This window comes from Streptomyces sp. GESEQ-35 (assembly GCF_017948485.1).
Lineage (GTDB): Bacteria > Actinomycetota > Actinomycetes > Streptomycetales > Streptomycetaceae > Streptomyces.
Map to the genome: position 1 here is coordinate 130,434 of NZ_JAFFSX010000023.1, position 15,865 is coordinate 146,298.

Genomic DNA, 15,865 nt, shown 5'->3' on the forward strand with positions numbered 1-15,865 from the left:
GGCTCAGAACTTCAAGCCGGCTTCGCGGGCGGCGTCCGCCAGAGCGGCGATGCGCCCGGCGTACTGATTGCCACCACGGTCGAATACGACAGCCTCGACACCGGCGGCCTTGGCACGCTCGGCGACCAGGGCGCCGACCTGCTTGGCCTGGGTCGACTTGTCACCCTCGGCACCGCGGATCGAGGTGTCCAGGGTGGACGCCGACGCCAGGGTGTGACCCTGGATGTCGTCGATCACCTGGGCCACGATGTGGCGGTTGGAGCGGGTAACGACCAGGCGGGGACGCTCCGCCGTACCGGCGATCCGCTTACGGATCCGGATGTGACGGCGCTTGATCGCGGCGCGCTTGTAGGCGTCGCCCTTCAGGATCTTCTGTCCGTATGCCATGGCTTACTTACCCGCCTTTCCGACCTTGCGGCGGATGACTTCGCCCTCGTACTTGACGCCCTTGGCCTTGTACGGGTCGGGCTTGCGCAGCTTGCGGATGTTGGCCGCAACCTCGCCGACCTTCTGCTTGTCGATGCCCTCGACCGAGAACCGCGTCGGGTTCTCGACCTTGAAGGCGATGCCCTCGGGGGCCTCGACCAGGATCGGGTGGCTGTAGCCGAGCGCGAACTCGAGGTTCGAACCCTTGGCGGTCACTCGGTAACCGACACCGCTGATCTCGAGCTTCTTCACGTAACCCTGGGTCACGCCGGTGATCATGTTCGCCACCAGCGTGCGGGACAGGCCGTGCAGGGCCTTGTTCTGACGCTCGTCGTTGGGGCGGGTGACGTTCAGAACGCCGTCCTCAGCCTTGGCGATCTCGATCGGCGCGGCAACGGTGTGGCTCAGGGAACCCTTGGGGCCCTTGACCGAGACCGTACGGCCGTCGATGGTGACGTCCACGCCGGCGGGAACCGTGATGGGGAGCTTGCCAATGCGCGACATAGCTGTTTCCTCCGTTCCCTTCCGCTACCAGACGTAGGCGAGAACTTCTCCGCCTACGCCCTTCTTGCCGGCCTGCTTGTCGGTGAGGAGCCCGTGGGACGTGGAGATGATCGCCACGCCGAGGCCACCGAGCACCTTGGGCAGGGAGGTGGACTTCGCGTAAACCCGGAGACCGGGCTTGGAGATCCGCTTGATGCCCGCGATGGAGCGCTCACGGTTCGGGCCGAACTTCAGCTCGAGAACGAGGTTCTTGCCGACCTCGGCGTCCTCGACCTTCCAGCCCGTGATGAAGCCCTCCTGCTGGAGGATCTCCGCGATGTGCGACTTGATCTTCGATGCCGGCATCGTCACGGAGTCGTGGTATGCCGAGTTCGCGTTCCGCAGACGCGTAAGCATGTCTGCGATCGGATCAGTCATGGTCATGAATTGGCCTTCGGCCTCTCTCGCCGGGGTTTCCTGGTGCGCCATCCCTCTCCCCGATCCGAGACGGGACGGGTGCGGCGCGGTGGACCTACGGCGTAGTAAGTCGTATGGGCGTCAGGCGCCCAACCCCCCAAGCCTAAGCCATGGAGAGGTGGGCTCCTGACACTGCCCTTTACTTACCGAGAGCTTCCGGAATCCCTTATTTGGGGGATTACCAGGAGCTCTTGGTCACGCCCGGCAGCTCGCCACGGTGAGCCATCTCACGAAGGCACACACGGCAGAGGCCGAACTTGCGGTACACGGAGTGCGGACGGCCGCAGCGCTGGCAGCGCGTGTAGCCACGTACACCGAACTTGGGCTTACGAGCAGCCTTGGCAATCAGAGCCTTCTTCGCCATCTCGCTTACGCCTCCTTGAAGGGGAAGCCGAGGTGACGGAGAAGGGCACGGCCCTCAGCGTCGTTGGTCGCCGTGGTGACCACGGTGATGTCCATACCCCGGACGCGGTCGATCTTGTCCTGGTCGATCTCGTGGAACATGACCTGCTCCGTGAGACCGAAGGTGTAGTTGCCACGGCCGTCGAACTGCTTGGGGGACAGACCACGGAAGTCGCGGATGCGCGGCAGCGCGAGCGACAGGGTGCGGTCCAGGAACTCCCACATGCGGTCGCCACGGAGCGTGACGTGGGCACCGATCGGCTGACCCTCACGCAGCTTGAACTGCGCGATGGACTTGCGGGCCTTGGTGACGGCCGGCTTCTGACCGGTGATCGTGGTGAGGTCGCGGATGGCGCCGTCGATCAGCTTGGAGTCGCGGGCGGCGTCGCCCACACCCATGTTGACCACGATCTTGACGAGGCCGGGGATCTGCATGACGTTCTCGTAGGAGAACTCCTCACGCAGCTTGCCCGCGATCTCCTCGCGGTACTTCGTCTTCAGACGCGGAGTCGTGGTGGTAGTCATCAGATGTCCTCACCCGTCCGCTTGGCAACGCGGATCTTGTTGCCTTCGTCGTCGAAGCGGAAACCGACACGCGTGACAACCTTGTTGCCGTCCTTCTCAACGACCAGCTGGACGTTGGAGACGTGGATCGGCGCCTCGGTCGTGACGATGCCGCCGGCCTGCGAACCGCGAGCGGTCGGACCGGCCTTGGTGTGCTTCTTGACCCGGTTGACACCCTCGACCAGGACGCGCTCCTCGCGCGGGAAAGCGGCAATGACCTTGCCCTGCTTGCCCTTGTCCTTACCGGTGATGACCTGGACCAGGTCGCCCTTCTTGATCTTCATGCTTACAGCACCTCCGGCGCGAGCGAGATGATCTTCATGAACTTCTTCTCGCGCAGCTCACGGCCGACCGGGCCGAAGATACGGGTGCCGCGAGGGTCGCCGTCGTTCTTCAGAATGACAGCGGCGTTCTCGTCGAAGCGGATGTACGAGCCGTCCGGACGGCGGCGCTCCTTGACGGTGCGAACGATGACCGCCTTGATGACGTCACCCTTCTTCACGTTGCCGCCGGGGATCGCGTCCTTGACGGTGGCGACGATGACGTCACCGATGCCCGCGTAGCGGCGACCGGAGCCACCGAGCACACGGATGCAAAGGATCTCCTTCGCACCAGTGTTGTCGGCGACACGCAGTCGCGACTCCTGCTGGATCACGTCTATCTCCTGTTTGTCTGCCGGTTCCCGGCAGGGGCTTCAGTGACGAAGCCCCTGCCGAGCCTGGCGGAACTGACCTGCGGGATTTGCCCCGCAGGAATTACTTGGCCTTCTCGAGGATCTCGACGATGCGCCAGCGCTTCGTCGCGGACAGCGGACGCGTCTCCATGAGGAGGACACGGTCGCCGACGCCCGCAGCGTTCTGCTCGTCGTGCGCCTTGAGCTTGTTCGTACGGCGGATGACCTTGCCGTACAGGGCGTGCTTGACGCGGTCCTCGACGGCGACGACGACGGTCTTGTCCATCTTGTCGCTGACGACGAGACCCTCACGGGTCTTGCGGAAGCCGCGGGCCTCTGCAGTCTGCTCAGTCACGTTGCTCTCACTCATCAGGCGCTCTCCACCGTCTCGATGCCCAGCTCGCGCTCACGCATCAGGGTGTAGATCCGCGCGATGTCCTTACGGACGGCCTTGAGCCGACCGTGGTTCTCGAGCTGACCCGTCGCCGCCTGGAAGCGGAGGTTGAACAGCTCTTCCTTGGCTTCGCGGAGCTTGTTGAGCAGCTCCTCGTCACCCAGCTCGCGCAGCTCGGACGCCTTGGTACCGGCCGACATCACGCTTCACCTGCCTCGCGCTTGACGATCTTGCACTTCATCGGCAGCTTGTGAGCCGCACGGGTCAGGGCCTCGCGCGCGATCTTCTCGTTGGGGTAGGACAGCTCGAACATGACCCGGCCCGGGTGCACGTTCGCGACCCACCACTCCGGAGAACCCTTACCGGAACCCATGCGGGTCTCGGCAGGCTTCTTCGTGAGCGGGCGGTCCGGGTAGATGTTGATCCAGACCTTGCCACCACGCTTGATGTGGCGGGTCATGGCGATACGGGCCGCCTCGATCTGGCGGTTGGTCACGTACGCCGGCGTGAGGGCCTGGATGCCGTACTCGCCGAACGCAACCGTCGTACCGCCCTTGGCCTGACCACGGCGCTTCGGGTGGTGCTGCTTGCGGTGCTTGACCCTACGGGGGATCAGCATGTCGGTCAGGCCTCCGTTCCGGTGCTCTCAGCCGGAGCGGCAGCGGCGGCGGGAGCCTCGGCCTTGGGGGCCTCGGCAGCCGGCGCGGACTGCTGCTGCGGCTTGCGGCCGCGGCCGCCACGCTCGCCACCACGGCCACCGCCGCGGGCCGGGCGGTCGCCGCCCGCACCGCCACCACGGGCCGGGCGGTTACCCGCACGGGCAGCGGCGTTCTCGGCGCGGACCTCGGCGATGTTCTTGACATCGCCCTTGTAGATCCAGACCTTCACACCGATACGGCCGAAGGTCGTCTTGGCCTCGAAGAAGCCGTAGTCGACGTTTGCGCGGAGCGTGTGCAGGGGCACACGGCCCTCGCGGTAGAACTCCGAGCGGGACATCTCGGCGCCGCCGAGACGGCCACCGCACTGGATCTTGATGCCCTTGGCGCCCGCCTTCATCGCCGACTGCATGCTCTTACGCATGGCACGGCGGAAGGAGACACGGGAGGACAGCTGCTCGGCGACGGCCTGGGCCACCAGCTGAGCGTCCGTCTCCGGGTTCTTGACCTCGAGGATGTTCAGCTGGACCTGCTTGCCGGTCAGCTTCTCCAGGTCACCGCGGATGCGGTCGGCCTCGGCGCCACGACGGCCGATGACGATGCCCGGGCGCGCGGTGTGGATGTCCACACGGACGCGGTCACGGGTGCGCTCGATCTCCACCTTCGAGATACCGGCGCGCTCCATGCCGGACGTCATCATCCGACGGATGGCGACGTCTTCCTTGACGTAGTCCTTGTACAGCTTGTCGGCGTACCAACGCGACTTGAAGTCGGTCGTGATACCGAGCCGGAACCCATGCGGGTTTACCTTCTGGCCCATTACCGGGTTCCTTCCTTGCTGCTGACGACCACGGTGATGTGGCTGGTCCGCTTGCGGATCCGGTAGGCACGGCCCTGGGCGCGCGGACGGAACCGCTTCAGGGTCGGACCCTCGTCGACGTACGCCTCGGAAACGAAGAGGCTGTCGGCATCGGTGTGGTCGTAATTGTGCGCGGCGTTGGCGATGGCGCTGTCCAGCACCTTGCCCACCGGCTGGCTGGCGGCCTGCGGGGCGAAACGCAGGACCGCCTGAGCCTCCGTGGCGTCCATGCCACGGATGAGGTCCACCACGCGGCGGGCCTTCATGGGCGTGACGCGGATGTACCGCGCCTGGGCCCTGGCTTCCATGGTTGTCCCTTCAGTGTTTGTCATGGTCGTTCACCCCGCCTTAGCGGCGCTTCGACTTCCGGTCGTCCTTGACGTGACCCCGGAAGGTGCGCGTCGGCGAGAACTCGCCGAGCTTGTGGCCGACCATGGACTCGGTGACAAACACCGGGATGTGGGTCTTGCCGTTGTGCACCGCGATCGTGTGGCCCAGCATGGCCGGGACGATCATCGAGCGACGGGACCAGGTCTTGATGACGTTCTTGGAACCGGCTTCGTTCTGGGCGTCCACCTTCTTGATCAGGTGGTCGTCGACGAAGGGCCCCTTCTTGAGACTGCGCGGCATCTAAACCCGCTCCTAGCGCTTCTTGTTCGTCTTGCGGCGGCGGACGATGTACTTGTTCGACGCCTTCTTGGGCGAACGAGTACGACCTTCCTTCTGACCCCAGGGGCTGACCGGGTGGCGACCACCGGAGGTCTTGCCCTCACCACCACCGTGGGGGTGGTCAACCGGGTTCATCGCCACACCGCGAACGGTCGGGCGGACGCCCAGCCAGCGCTTGCGCCCGGCCTTGCCCCAGTTGATGTTGGACTGCTCGGCATTGCCGACCTCGCCGACCGTGGCGCGGCAGCGCTGGTCGACCAGGCGGATCTCACCGGACGGCATGCGGAGGTGGGCCATCGAGCCCTCCTTCGCGAGCAGCTGCACGGAGGCACCGGCGGAACGGGCGAACTTGGCGCCGCCACCGGGACGGAGCTCGATCGCGTGGATCGTGGTACCGACCGGGATGTTGCGGAGCGCCAGGTTGTTGCCCGGCTTGATGTCGGCCCCGGGACCGTTCTCGACGCGGTCGCCCTGCGACAGGTTGCGGGGGGCGAGGATGTAACGCTTCTCGCCGTCCGCGTAGTGCAGCAGCGCGATGCGCGCGGTGCGGTTGGGGTCGTACTCGATGTGCGCGACCTTCGCCGGCACGCCGTCCTTGTCATGGCGACGGAAGTCGATGACACGGTAGGCGCGCTTGTGTCCGCCACCCTGGTGGCGAACGGTCACACGACCGGCGTTGTTACGGCCGCCCTTGCTGTGCAGCGGGCGGACCAGCGACTTCTCCGGCGTGGACCGCGTGACCTCGACGAAGTCGGCGACGCTGGAGCCGCGACGGCCCGGCGTAGTCGGCTTGTACTTGCGGATTCCCATTTCTCAGTCCTCGTCCGATATCGGACGATCCGACCCGCTTACGCGGTCGGACCGCCGAAGATGTCGATACGGTCGCCCTCAGCGAGGGTCACGATCGCGCGCTTGGTGGCCGCACGCTGGCCGAAGCCGGTGCGGGTCCGCTTGCGCTTGCCCTGGCGGTTGATCGTGTTGACCCCGGTGACCTTGACCGAGAAGACCGCCTGGACGGCCTGCTTGATCTGGGTCTTGTTGGCACTCGGGTCGACCAGGAACGTGTACTTGTTCTCGTCGATGAGCGCGTAGCTCTTCTCCGACACGACCGGCTTCAGCAGGACGTCACGGGGGTCCGTGTACGACTTGCTCAGCGGGGTGACGACGGTGTTCTTGCCCTCGGCCTCGTGGCGACGCGCCTTGGCGACGCGCGCGACCTTCTTGGCCTTGGCGGCCTTGGAGGCGATGGAGGGGTGACGGATAGCCATCAGGCCTCGCTCCCTTCGGTGTCATTGGCCTTCGGGCCGGACACGAAGGACTCGAAAGCGGCCTGGGTGAAGACCACGTCGTCCGAGACGAGAACGTCGTACGTGTTCAGCTGGCCCGGCTCCAGGATGTGGACCTGGGGCAGGTTGCGGGCGGACAGCCACGCGGCCTCGTCGGCACGGTCGATGACGAGCAGCAGGTTCTTGCGCTCGCTGATCTTGCCGAAGAGCGTCTTCGCGGCCTTCGTCGAAGGCGACTCGCCCTCGATGACGCCGGAGACGACGTGGATGCGGTTGTTGCGGGCCCGGTCGGTGAGGGCGTGGCGCAGGGCCGCGGCCTTCATCTTCTTCGGGGTCCGCTGCGAGTAGTCACGCGGCTGCGGGCCGTGGACGACGCCACCGCCGGCGAACTGCGGCGCACGGGTCGAACCCTGACGGGCGCGGCCGGTGCCCTTCTGGCGGTAAGGCTTCTTGCCACCACCACGGACTTCACCGCGGGTCTTGGTCTTGTGGGTGCCCTGGCGGGCAGCGGCCAGCTGTGCGACGACGACCTGGTGAAGCAGCGGAACGCTGATCTTCTCCACGTCGAAGATCTCCGCGGGGAGCTCGACGCTACCGGCCTTCTCGCCAGCGGGCGAAAGGATGTCAACAGTGCTCATCGGTACCTCAGGCCCCCTTGGCCGCGGTGCGGACCAGGACGAGGCCGCCGTTCGGACCGGGAACCGCGCCCTTGATGAGCAGCAGACCCTTCTCCGCGTCAACGGCGTGGACGGTCAGGTTCTGGGTGGTGACCCGCTCGTTGCCCATACGCCCCGCCATGCGGAGGCCCTTGAACACACGGCCCGGGGTGGCGCAGCCACCGATGGAACCGGGAGAGCGGTGCTTGCGCTGGGTGCCGTGACCGGCGCCGAGGCCCTTGAAGTTGTGACGCTTCATGACACCGGCGAAGCCCTTGCCCTTGCTCTTGCCGGTCACGTCCACCTTGACGCCGGCCTCGAAGACCTCCGCGGAGATCTCCTGACCCAGCGTGTACTCGGAGGCGTCCGCGGTGCGGATCTCGACGAGGTGGCGGCGGGGCGTGACGTCGGCCTTGGCGAAGTGGCCCTTGAGGGGCTTGTTCACCTTGCGCGGGTCGATCTCGCCGAAGGCGATCTGGACCGACTCGTAGCCGTCACTGTCATTCGTACGGACCTGGGTCACGACGTTCGGGCCGGCCTTGACGACGGTGACCGGAACAACACGGTTGTTCTCGTCCCACACCTGCGTCATGCCGAGCTTCTCGCCCAGGATGCCCTTGATCTGCTTAGCCATTCTCAGATCACCGACCCTCAGAGCTTGATCTCGATGTCGACACCGGCCGGGAGGTCGAGTCGCATCAGAGAGTCAACGGTCTTGGGGGTCGGGTCGAGGATGTCGATCAGGCGCTTGTGCGTGCGCATCTCGAAGTGCTCGCGCGAGTCCTTGTACTTGTGCGGCGACTTGATGACGCAGTACACGTTCTTCTCAGTGGGCAGCGGCACCGGGCCCGCGACCGACGCACCAGTGCGGGTCACCGTCTCGACGATCTTCTTCGCCGAGGAGTCGATGACCTCGTGGTCGTAGGCCTTGAGCCGGATGCGGATCTTCTGTCCCGCCATGGCTACTCAGCAATCCTGTCTCTCGTACGCTCTGGAACCCGGTGTTCGCTTCGTTTCCGCCGACCCACGCGGTCGGGTGTGTCGCACTCCCACTGACACAGATGTCCCATATGGAACATCCCTTGCTGGGGAACACGGCCCTTCCGGAACCGCAAGCCGAGGGCGACTGCATCTATTAGCTGACGCGGGCCACCGGGTGCCTGGCCTGTGCTGCACTGACACTTCCCGGAAGATTCCCGTACGTCCGCCCCAGCGCTGCCGTAAGGCAGTTAGGGCGACGAGTACTGTGGGACTCGCTTCCGGTCCTCCCGGCGGGAGGCGCGCAGCATCAACACTCGACCGAGCAACTCGGACAGTCTGCCATATGGGGCAGGGGGCTGGCCAATCGAGCCGGAGAGAATACCCCGAGGGTGACGTAGGTCAAACACCGGTGCGTGCCGCGCGGCCCGCGGCGAGTCCCCACCGAGTCCGCCCAGGCCTTCTCAGGCCGCCCGCTGGAAGTCCCGCAACCGTACGAAGGAAGAGTCCAGCCCTCTCTTCAACGCCCGCGCCACCGGCCGTTCCACGAGTCGGTGCACCAGCCAGGCCAGCACCAGGAACCCGGCGATGAGGCCCGCGATCAGCAACCGCGGGTCCAACGTGTTGTGCAGGCGGCTGATGAGCACCGTTCCGGCGACGTAGTGCACGAGATAGAGCGGGTAGGTCAGGGAGCCCGCCGTCACCAGCCACTTCCACTGGATGCGGTCGGTGTAGCCGAGGGCGACGGCGACCATGAACAGCATGAAGGCGGTGAAGATGACCACCGCGCCGCGCCAGCTGCTGACCCCCTCGTGCCCGACCCGCTCCCCCAGCTCCAGTTGGCCCATGAGCCAGGCCATCGCGAGGATGCCCCACAGCAGCAGGTCCTGGCCGAAGCGGTGCATCAGGTAGAGGGCGAGGCCGGCGATGAAGTACCAGGCGGCGCTCGGGTCGGCGACCAGCACCATCAGCGGGAACTTGGAGATCGGGGCGAGCATCGCGGCGGCGCCCCAGACGCAGCAGAAGATGACGACCCTGCGGTAGGTCAGGCCCATGGCGACGACGATGAGGAACAGCAGATAGAAACGGAGCTCGGACCAGAGGGTCCAGTACACGCCGTCGACGTTCGGAACGCCCGAACCCGCTTGCAGCATCGTCAGGTTGAACAGGACCTTCCGCATCGACAGCCGCTCCCACACCCCGGGCATGAGCACCAGCACGGCCGTCGTGAAGAAGACGGCGAACCAGTAGGCGGGGTAGAGGCGGATCACCCGGGACACGAAGAAGTCCTTCGGCGTACGGCCCCAGCAGGACATGCAGATCACAAAGCCGCTGATCACGAAGAAGATCTCGACGCCGATCCAGCCGAAGGACGAGATGCGGAACACCGTCGGCATGATCTCGGACACCGGCCGGTCCCAGATCACGTTGCCCGGCCTGTCGACCCGGCTGGTGCCGACGAAGTGGTGCAGGACCACCATCAGGGCGGCGAGCAGGCGGATGCCGTCGACGACATAGAGCCGCGGGCGCTTCCGCAAGGCGGCGCGGGTGGACGTGCTTGGGCTCGGTGTGGGCGTCAGCTGTGGTGGGCGTTCGGCCACCACCGCCGGCATCGGCACCGACAAACGGCTGCGCACACCCTGCATCAAGAGACCTGGCCATCCTCGGTAGTTGCTCGGGGCCCGGCGGCCACGGACGACCGCTTCACGCTACGGCTGTACGTTCCGCCCCACCGGGACAGAAAAGAACATTCCCCCCGCACGCACTCCGAAATTCCCGGAACTCTTGCTAATCCGCCCCACAACGTTCGACTAGGTTTCACCTTGCAAGAGCACAACCATCGGGCATGTTCGAAAAAGAAAAGGCCCGTACGACCGAAGTCATACGGGCCCTTTCAGAGATCTACCAGGTCAAGACTACTTGTTGATCTTGGTGACCTGGCCGGCGCCCACGGTCCGGCCACCCTCACGGATGGCGAACTTCAGGCCCTCTTCCATGGCGACGGGCTGGATGAGCTCAACGGTCATCTCAGTGTTGTCGCCCGGCATGACCATCTCGGTGCCCTCGGGGAGGGTCACAACACCGGTCACGTCAGTCGTACGGAAGTAGAACTGGGGACGGTAGTTGTTGAAGAACGGCGTGTGGCGGCCGCCCTCGTCCTTGGACAGGATGTACGCCTGCGCCTCGAACGAGGTGTGCGGGGTGACCGAGCCGGGCTTGATGATGACCTGGCCGCGCTCGACATCCTCGCGCTTGATGCCACGGAGGAGCAGACCGACGTTCTCACCGGCCTGGCCCTCGTCGAGCAGCTTGCGGAACATCTCGATGCCGGTGACCGTGGTGGTGGTCTTCTCGGTCTTGATGCCGACGATGTCGACGGTCTCGTTGACCTTGAGGACACCACGCTCGATACGGCCGGTGACGACCGTGCCACGACCGGTGATCGTGAAGACGTCCTCGATCGGCATCAGGAACGGCTTGTCGACGTCACGCTCGGGCTGCGGGATGTTCTCGTCGACGGCCTTCATCAGGTCGAGGACGGTCTTGCCCCACTCGGCGTCGCCCTCAAGGGCCTTGAGCGCGGAGACCTTGACGACCGGCAGGTCGTCGCCCGGGAACTCGTACTCGGAGAGCAGCTCACGGACCTCGAGCTCGACGAGCTCCAGGATCTCCTCGTCGTCCACCATGTCGGCCTTGTTCAGGGCGACGACGATGTACGGAACGCCGACCTGGCGGGCCAGGAGCACGTGCTCCTTGGTCTGCGGCATCGGGCCGTCGGTGGCGGCGACCACGAGGATGGCGCCGTCCATCTGCGCCGCACCCGTGATCATGTTCTTGATGTAGTCCGCGTGACCGGGGCAGTCGACGTGGGCGTAGTGACGCGTCTCCGTCTGGTACTCGACGTGCGCGATGGAGATGGTGATACCGCGCTGGCGCTCCTCAGGAGCCTTGTCGATCTGGTCGAAGGCCGAGGCCTCGTTCAGGTCCGGGTACGCGTCGTGCAGCACCTTGGTAATGGCGGCCGTGAGGGTCGTCTTACCGTGGTCGATGTGACCGATGGTGCCGATGTTGACGTGCGGCTTAGTCCGCTCGAACTTCGCCTTCGCCACTGGGGTCCTCCTGTGGAGTGGTTCTGAACGCCTTGCTTCATCGGCGCCAGGTGATCTTTGCTGGAAAGCCCGGGCCCGGGGCATTCTCACCATGATTGTGGCGGAATGCCCCCTGAGGCTCCGGAGTCAAGCCTAAAGCGTGTGAACGGAGTGCGTTACTCGCCCTTGGCCTTCGCGATGATCTCCTCGGCGACGTTCCGCGGAACCTCGGCGTAGGAGTCGAACTGCATCGAGTAGCTTGCGCGACCCGATGTCTTGCTGCGGAGGTCTCCGACGTAGCCGAACATCTCCGAGAGGGGCACGAGACCCTTCACGACGCGGGCACCGGCCCGCTCCTCCATGGCCTGGATCTGACCACGGCGGGAGTTGATGTCGCCGATGACCTCACCCATGTAGTCCTCGGGCGTGGTGACCTCGACGGCCATCATCGGCTCGAGCAGCACGGGGCTGGCCTTGCGCGCGGCCTCCTTGAAGGCCTGCGAACCGGCGATCTTGAACGCGAGCTCGGAGGAGTCGACCTCGTGGTAGCCACCGTCGAGAAGCGTGACGCGGACGCCCGTCATCTCGTAGCCCGCGAGGATGCCGAACTGCATGGCCTCCTGCGCACCGGCGTCCACCGACGGGATGTACTCCCGCGGGATACGGCCACCGGTGACCTTGTTCACGAACTCGTACGCCGGACCGTCGGCCTCGGTGATGGGCTCGATCGCGATCTGCACCTTGGCGAACTGACCGGTACCACCGGTCTGCTTCTTGTGGGTGTAGTCCACGCGCTCGACGGCCTTGCGGATCGTCTCGCGGTACGCGACCTGCGGCTTGCCGACGTTGGCCTCGACCCTGAACTCACGGCGCATACGGTCGACCAGCACCTCGAGGTGCAGCTCGCCCATACCACCGATGATGGTCTGGCCGGTCTCCTCGTCCGAGTGAACCTGGAAGGAGGGGTCCTCCTCCGCGAGACGCTGGATGGCGACACCCAGCTTCTCCTGGTCACCCTTGGACTTGGGCTCGATGGCGACCTGAATGACCGGCGCCGGGAAGTCCATGGACTCCAGGATGACCGGGTTCTTGTCGTCGGACAGCGTCTCACCGGTGGTGGTCTGCTTCAGGCCCATGACGGCGACGATGTCGCCGGCGCCCACCGCCTCGATCTCCTCACGCTTGTTCGCGTGCATACGGTAGATCTTGCCGATGCGCTCCTTCTTGCCCTTGACGGAGTTCAGCACGGCGGTGCCGGACTCCAGGCGGCCCGAGTAGACCCGGACGAAGGTGAGCTTACCCAGGTGCGGGTCGCTCATGATCTTGAAAGCGAGGGCGGACAGCGGCTCGTCCTCGGACGGCTTGCGCTTGATCACGAGCTCCGGGTCCTTGACGTCGTGGCCCTCGATGGCCTCGACGTCAAGCGGAGTCGGGAGGTAGCGCACAACCGCGTCGAGCAGGGGCTGAACGCCCTTGTTCTTGAACGCGGTGCCACAGAACACCGGGGTGACCGTGGTGTCGTTGGACTTGCCGGACGCGATGGTGATGCGACGGATCGCGGCGTACAGCTGCTCCTCGGTGGGCTCCTGGCCCTCCAGGTACAGCTCCATGATCTCTTCGTCGTTCTCGGCGACGCCCTCGATCAGCTTGCCGCGGTACTCCTCGGCAGCCTCGACGTGCGTGGCCGGGATGTCGACGACGTCGTACATCTCGCCCTTGGCCGCCTCGGCGGACCACACGAGCGCCTTCATGCGGACCAGGTCCACAACGCCCTTGAAGTCGGCCTCGGCACCGATCGGAAGCTGCATGACCAGCGGCTGGGCGCCCAGGCGGTCCGAGATCATGTCCACGCAGCGGTGGAACTCGGCGCCGGTACGGTCCAGCTTGTTCACGAAGCAGATGCGCGGCACGCCGTAACGGTCGGCCTGACGCCACACCGTCTCGGACTGCGGCTCGACACCGGCGACACCGTCGAACACCGTGACGGCACCGTCGAGGACGCGGAGCGAACGCTCCACCTCGACCGTGAAGTCGACGTGCCCGGGGGTGTCGATGATGTTGATCGTGTAGTCGTTGTCCTCGAGCGGCCAGTGACAGGTGGTGGCAGCAGAGGTGATCGTGATGCCACGCTCCTGCTCCTGCTCCATCCAGTCCATGGTCGCAGCGCCGTCGTGGACTTCACCGATCTTGTAGCTGACGCCGGTGTAGAAGAGGATCCGCTCGGTGGTGGTCGTCTTGCCCGCGTCGATGTGGGCCATGATCCCGATGTTGCGGACCTTGGCCAGGTCAAGTGAAGTGGTAGCCATAAGGCTTCAGTCTTCTCTCGGTCTCGATGGGGGTAGCGACTACCAGCGGTAGTGCGCGAAGGCCTTGTTGGACTCGGCCATCTTGTGGGTGTCCTCGCGCTTCTTCACGGCCGCGCCGAGGCCGTTCGAGGCGTCGAGAAGCTCGTTGAGGAGACGCTCGGTCATGGTCTTCTCGCGACGGGCGCGGGAGTAACCGACCAGCCAGCGCAGCGCCAGGGTGTTGGCGCGGCCGGGCTTGACCTCGACCGGCACCTGGTAGGTGGCGCCACCGACACGGCGGGACTTGACCTCAAGGGTCGGCTTGATGTTCTCGAGAGCGCGCTTGAGCGTGATGACCGGGTCGTTGCTGGTCTTCTCGCGCAGGCCCTCCATGGCGCCGTAAACGATGCGCTCGGCGGTGGAGCGCTTGCCGTTCAGCAGCACCTTGTTGATGAGCGACGTGACAAGAGGAGAACCGTAGACCGGGTCGATGATGACCGGGCGCTTCGGGGCGGGGCCCTTACGAGGCATTTCTACTTCTCCTTCTTGGCGCCGTAGCGGCTGCGGGCCTGCTTGCGGTTCTTCACACCCTGAGTGTCAAGGGAACCGCGGATGATCTTGTAGCGAACACCCGGCAGGTCCTTCACACGGCCACCACGCACGAGCACGATGGAGTGCTCCTGCAGGTTGTGTCCCTCACCCGGAATGTAAGCGGTGACTTCGATCCCGCTGGTCAGACGCACACGCGCGACCTTACGCAGGGCCGAGTTCGGCTTCTTCGGGGTGGTCGTGAACACACGCGTGCAGACGCCGCGGCGCTGGGGCGAACCCTCGAGCGCGGGCGTCTTGTTCTTCTCGACCTTGTCCTGCCGGCCCTTCCGGACCAGCTGCTGGATCGTAGGCACTACTTCTCCGGTTTCTGTGTGCCGAATGGTGAAGCTAACCTGGAACGTCGCCGACCCACGCGGTCGGGTGTGTCGAATCCTGCAGAATCCCGCCGCGAGGCGGGAAGGGCGCGGATTGCGGTGGCCAGTGACGGCTCCCCTTATGCGGTTGAAGGCACGCACGAGAGCCAGGGCACACCCCAGGCACAAGGTCTGAGCGTACCTACCTCATTCGCTGCGGTCAAAACAAATGGACCTGGACCGCATCGCCGTACGGAGCATGTCAAGCCCCAACGTCACCGATGATCTTCGAATCCCTCGCCGGGATCCGTCAGGCGGCGGCGGCCGCGGCCACGATCATCGCTGTCAGTATGAGCGCCCAGGCGACGGTGGAAAGCCAGCCGAGCACGAGCCCGGTGAGGGCGAGCGCGTCGCCCGCGTCCCCGGTGCGGCGGATCTCGGCGCGGGCGGCGTGGCCCAGCACCACGGCGGGGATGCCGGTCAGCCCGAACGTCACCAGACACATCCCACCGCAGACCGCGGAACCGACGGCCTTGCTGTTCATCCTCGGCCGCATCGGCAGGAACGTCCCCGGCACGCTCGTGACGGGCGCAGGGTGCGGTACGGGGCCCAACGGCAGGTCGGCGACCAGAAGCGCCAGCTCACCGACCGTACGAGCCGTGTAGGCCCGCGCGACCCGCTTCTCGAACTCGGGCTGCTCCAGTCGCCCTTCGCCGTACCCCGCCCTGAGCACGTCCACGGCGCGCTCACGGTCGGCATGCGAGGCAAGCATGGACGGGCTGTCGGGGCCGGCCCACGCCTGGGCCGGACCGTCCTGGCCGGCCCATGGCTGCGGGACGCCGTCACCCTGCCACCGCTGCGGGGGATGGCTCACCTGCCACTGTCGCGGGGCGTCTTTCCCCTGCCACGGCTGCCACGACGGGTGCGTCATGGAGCACCTCCCCCGTAACTGGTCGGAGTTCCTCCATGATGCGCCGAAACCGGCATGTCCGGCACCGGGGACGACCCGGAGAAAACCCGGAGACATCCCCGAGACCGTCGGGCGGCTGAGCCGAGCCGATGC

The 15,865-nt window shown here is 65.7% G+C and carries 24 protein-coding genes; all 24 read right to left on the bottom strand.

What is annotated here, in order from left to right; translation table 11 throughout:
• Nucleotides 1-3: 3 nt before the first annotated feature.
• Nucleotides 4-387, bottom strand: a complete 384-nt coding sequence (gene rplR / locus KCH87_RS34835) for a 50S ribosomal protein L18 (protein WP_210591632.1) — start codon at nt 385-387, stop codon at nt 4-6.
• 3 nt (nt 388-390) lie between these two features.
• The gene (gene rplF / locus KCH87_RS34840) at nt 391-930 is read right to left on the bottom strand and encodes a 50S ribosomal protein L6 (RefSeq protein ID WP_210591634.1); all 540 of its coding nucleotides are present in this window, start codon (nt 928-930) and stop codon (nt 391-393) included.
• Between the two features lie 24 nt (nt 931-954).
• Nucleotides 955-1,353, bottom strand: a complete 399-nt coding sequence (gene rpsH / locus KCH87_RS34845; protein ID WP_013001411.1) for a 30S ribosomal protein S8 — start codon at nt 1,351-1,353, stop codon at nt 955-957.
• 211 nt (nt 1,354-1,564) lie between these two features.
• Nucleotides 1,565-1,750, bottom strand: a complete 186-nt coding sequence (locus tag KCH87_RS34850; RefSeq protein ID WP_003948630.1) for a type Z 30S ribosomal protein S14 — start codon at nt 1,748-1,750, stop codon at nt 1,565-1,567.
• A 5-nt stretch (nt 1,751-1,755) separates the two neighbouring features.
• Nucleotides 1,756-2,313 carry a 50S ribosomal protein L5 gene (gene rplE / locus KCH87_RS34855; protein WP_210591636.1) on the bottom strand — a complete coding sequence of 186 codons (558 nt, stop codon included), beginning with the start codon at nt 2,311-2,313 and terminating at the stop codon, nt 1,756-1,758.
• Nucleotides 2,313-2,636 (bottom strand): 50S ribosomal protein L24, encoded by a 324-nt coding sequence (rplX, locus tag KCH87_RS34860; RefSeq protein WP_210591638.1) that lies wholly within the window; start codon nt 2,634-2,636, stop codon nt 2,313-2,315. The genes rplE and rplX overlap by 1 nt, the downstream gene beginning before the upstream one ends.
• Nucleotides 2,637-2,638: 2 nt before the next feature.
• A complete protein-coding gene (rplN, locus tag KCH87_RS34865; RefSeq protein WP_003992364.1) occupies nt 2,639-3,007 on the bottom strand; it encodes a 50S ribosomal protein L14 in 369 nt (122 codons plus the stop codon).
• Nucleotides 3,008-3,107: 100 nt separating this feature from the next.
• A complete protein-coding gene (rpsQ, locus tag KCH87_RS34870; RefSeq protein WP_053753927.1) occupies nt 3,108-3,395 on the bottom strand; it encodes a 30S ribosomal protein S17 in 288 nt (95 codons plus the stop codon).
• Complete coding sequence (gene rpmC / locus KCH87_RS34875) at nt 3,395-3,619, bottom strand: 50S ribosomal protein L29 (RefSeq protein ID WP_005481220.1); 225 nt, start codon at nt 3,617-3,619, stop codon at nt 3,395-3,397. Before rpmC ends, rpsQ begins: the two co-directional genes overlap by 1 nt.
• The gene (gene rplP, locus KCH87_RS34880) at nt 3,619-4,038 is read right to left on the bottom strand and encodes a 50S ribosomal protein L16 (RefSeq protein WP_210591640.1); all 420 of its coding nucleotides are present in this window, start codon (nt 4,036-4,038) and stop codon (nt 3,619-3,621) included. The genes rpmC and rplP overlap by 1 nt, the downstream gene beginning before the upstream one ends.
• A 5-nt stretch (nt 4,039-4,043) precedes the next feature.
• A complete protein-coding gene (gene rpsC / locus KCH87_RS34885; protein ID WP_210591642.1) occupies nt 4,044-4,895 on the bottom strand; it encodes a 30S ribosomal protein S3 in 852 nt (283 codons plus the stop codon).
• A complete protein-coding gene (gene rplV / locus KCH87_RS34890) occupies nt 4,895-5,242 on the bottom strand; it encodes a 50S ribosomal protein L22 (protein WP_210591645.1) in 348 nt (115 codons plus the stop codon). The genes rpsC and rplV overlap by 1 nt, the downstream gene beginning before the upstream one ends.
• Nucleotides 5,243-5,282: 40 nt before the next feature.
• Nucleotides 5,283-5,564, bottom strand: coding sequence for a 30S ribosomal protein S19 (rpsS, locus tag KCH87_RS34895; RefSeq protein WP_007384069.1), 282 nt, complete (start codon nt 5,562-5,564; stop codon nt 5,283-5,285).
• Nucleotides 5,565-5,576: 12 nt separating this feature from the next.
• Nucleotides 5,577-6,413, bottom strand: a complete 837-nt coding sequence (gene rplB / locus KCH87_RS34900) for a 50S ribosomal protein L2 (protein WP_093824855.1) — start codon at nt 6,411-6,413, stop codon at nt 5,577-5,579.
• Between the two features lie 38 nt (nt 6,414-6,451).
• Complete coding sequence (rplW, locus tag KCH87_RS34905) at nt 6,452-6,871, bottom strand: 50S ribosomal protein L23 (RefSeq protein ID WP_210591648.1); 420 nt, start codon at nt 6,869-6,871, stop codon at nt 6,452-6,454.
• A complete protein-coding gene (rplD, locus tag KCH87_RS34910) occupies nt 6,871-7,527 on the bottom strand; it encodes a 50S ribosomal protein L4 (RefSeq protein WP_210591651.1) in 657 nt (218 codons plus the stop codon). Before rplD ends, rplW begins: the two co-directional genes overlap by 1 nt.
• Before the next feature lie 7 nt (nt 7,528-7,534).
• On the bottom strand, nt 7,535-8,179 hold the full coding sequence (gene rplC / locus KCH87_RS34915; RefSeq protein ID WP_030619125.1) for a 50S ribosomal protein L3: 645 nt from the start codon (nt 8,177-8,179) through the stop codon (nt 7,535-7,537).
• A 17-nt stretch (nt 8,180-8,196) separates the two neighbouring features.
• Entirely contained in the window at nt 8,197-8,505 is a 309-nt protein-coding gene (rpsJ, locus tag KCH87_RS34920) for a 30S ribosomal protein S10 (protein WP_003948644.1), read from the bottom strand.
• A gap of 482 nt (nt 8,506-8,987) precedes the next feature.
• Nucleotides 8,988-10,136 (bottom strand): acyltransferase family protein, encoded by a 1,149-nt coding sequence (locus KCH87_RS34925; RefSeq protein ID WP_374199078.1) that lies wholly within the window; start codon nt 10,134-10,136, stop codon nt 8,988-8,990.
• 303 nt (nt 10,137-10,439) lie between these two features.
• The gene (gene tuf, locus KCH87_RS34930) at nt 10,440-11,633 is read right to left on the bottom strand and encodes an elongation factor Tu (RefSeq protein WP_147995149.1); all 1,194 of its coding nucleotides are present in this window, start codon (nt 11,631-11,633) and stop codon (nt 10,440-10,442) included.
• A 155-nt stretch (nt 11,634-11,788) separates the two neighbouring features.
• Entirely contained in the window at nt 11,789-13,918 is a 2,130-nt protein-coding gene (gene fusA / locus KCH87_RS34935; RefSeq protein WP_210591657.1) for an elongation factor G, read from the bottom strand.
• Between the two features lie 39 nt (nt 13,919-13,957).
• Nucleotides 13,958-14,428, bottom strand: coding sequence for a 30S ribosomal protein S7 (rpsG, locus tag KCH87_RS34940; RefSeq protein WP_007384059.1), 471 nt, complete (start codon nt 14,426-14,428; stop codon nt 13,958-13,960).
• 2 nt (nt 14,429-14,430) lie between these two features.
• Nucleotides 14,431-14,802: a 30S ribosomal protein S12 gene (gene rpsL / locus KCH87_RS34945; RefSeq protein ID WP_003948652.1), complete on the bottom strand. Its 372-nt coding sequence runs from the start codon at nt 14,800-14,802 to the stop codon at nt 14,431-14,433.
• Between the two features lie 310 nt (nt 14,803-15,112).
• The gene (locus tag KCH87_RS34950) at nt 15,113-15,733 is read right to left on the bottom strand and encodes a DUF1707 and DUF4190 domain-containing protein (protein WP_374199076.1); all 621 of its coding nucleotides are present in this window, start codon (nt 15,731-15,733) and stop codon (nt 15,113-15,115) included.
• Between the last annotated feature and the right edge of the window lie 132 nt (nt 15,734-15,865).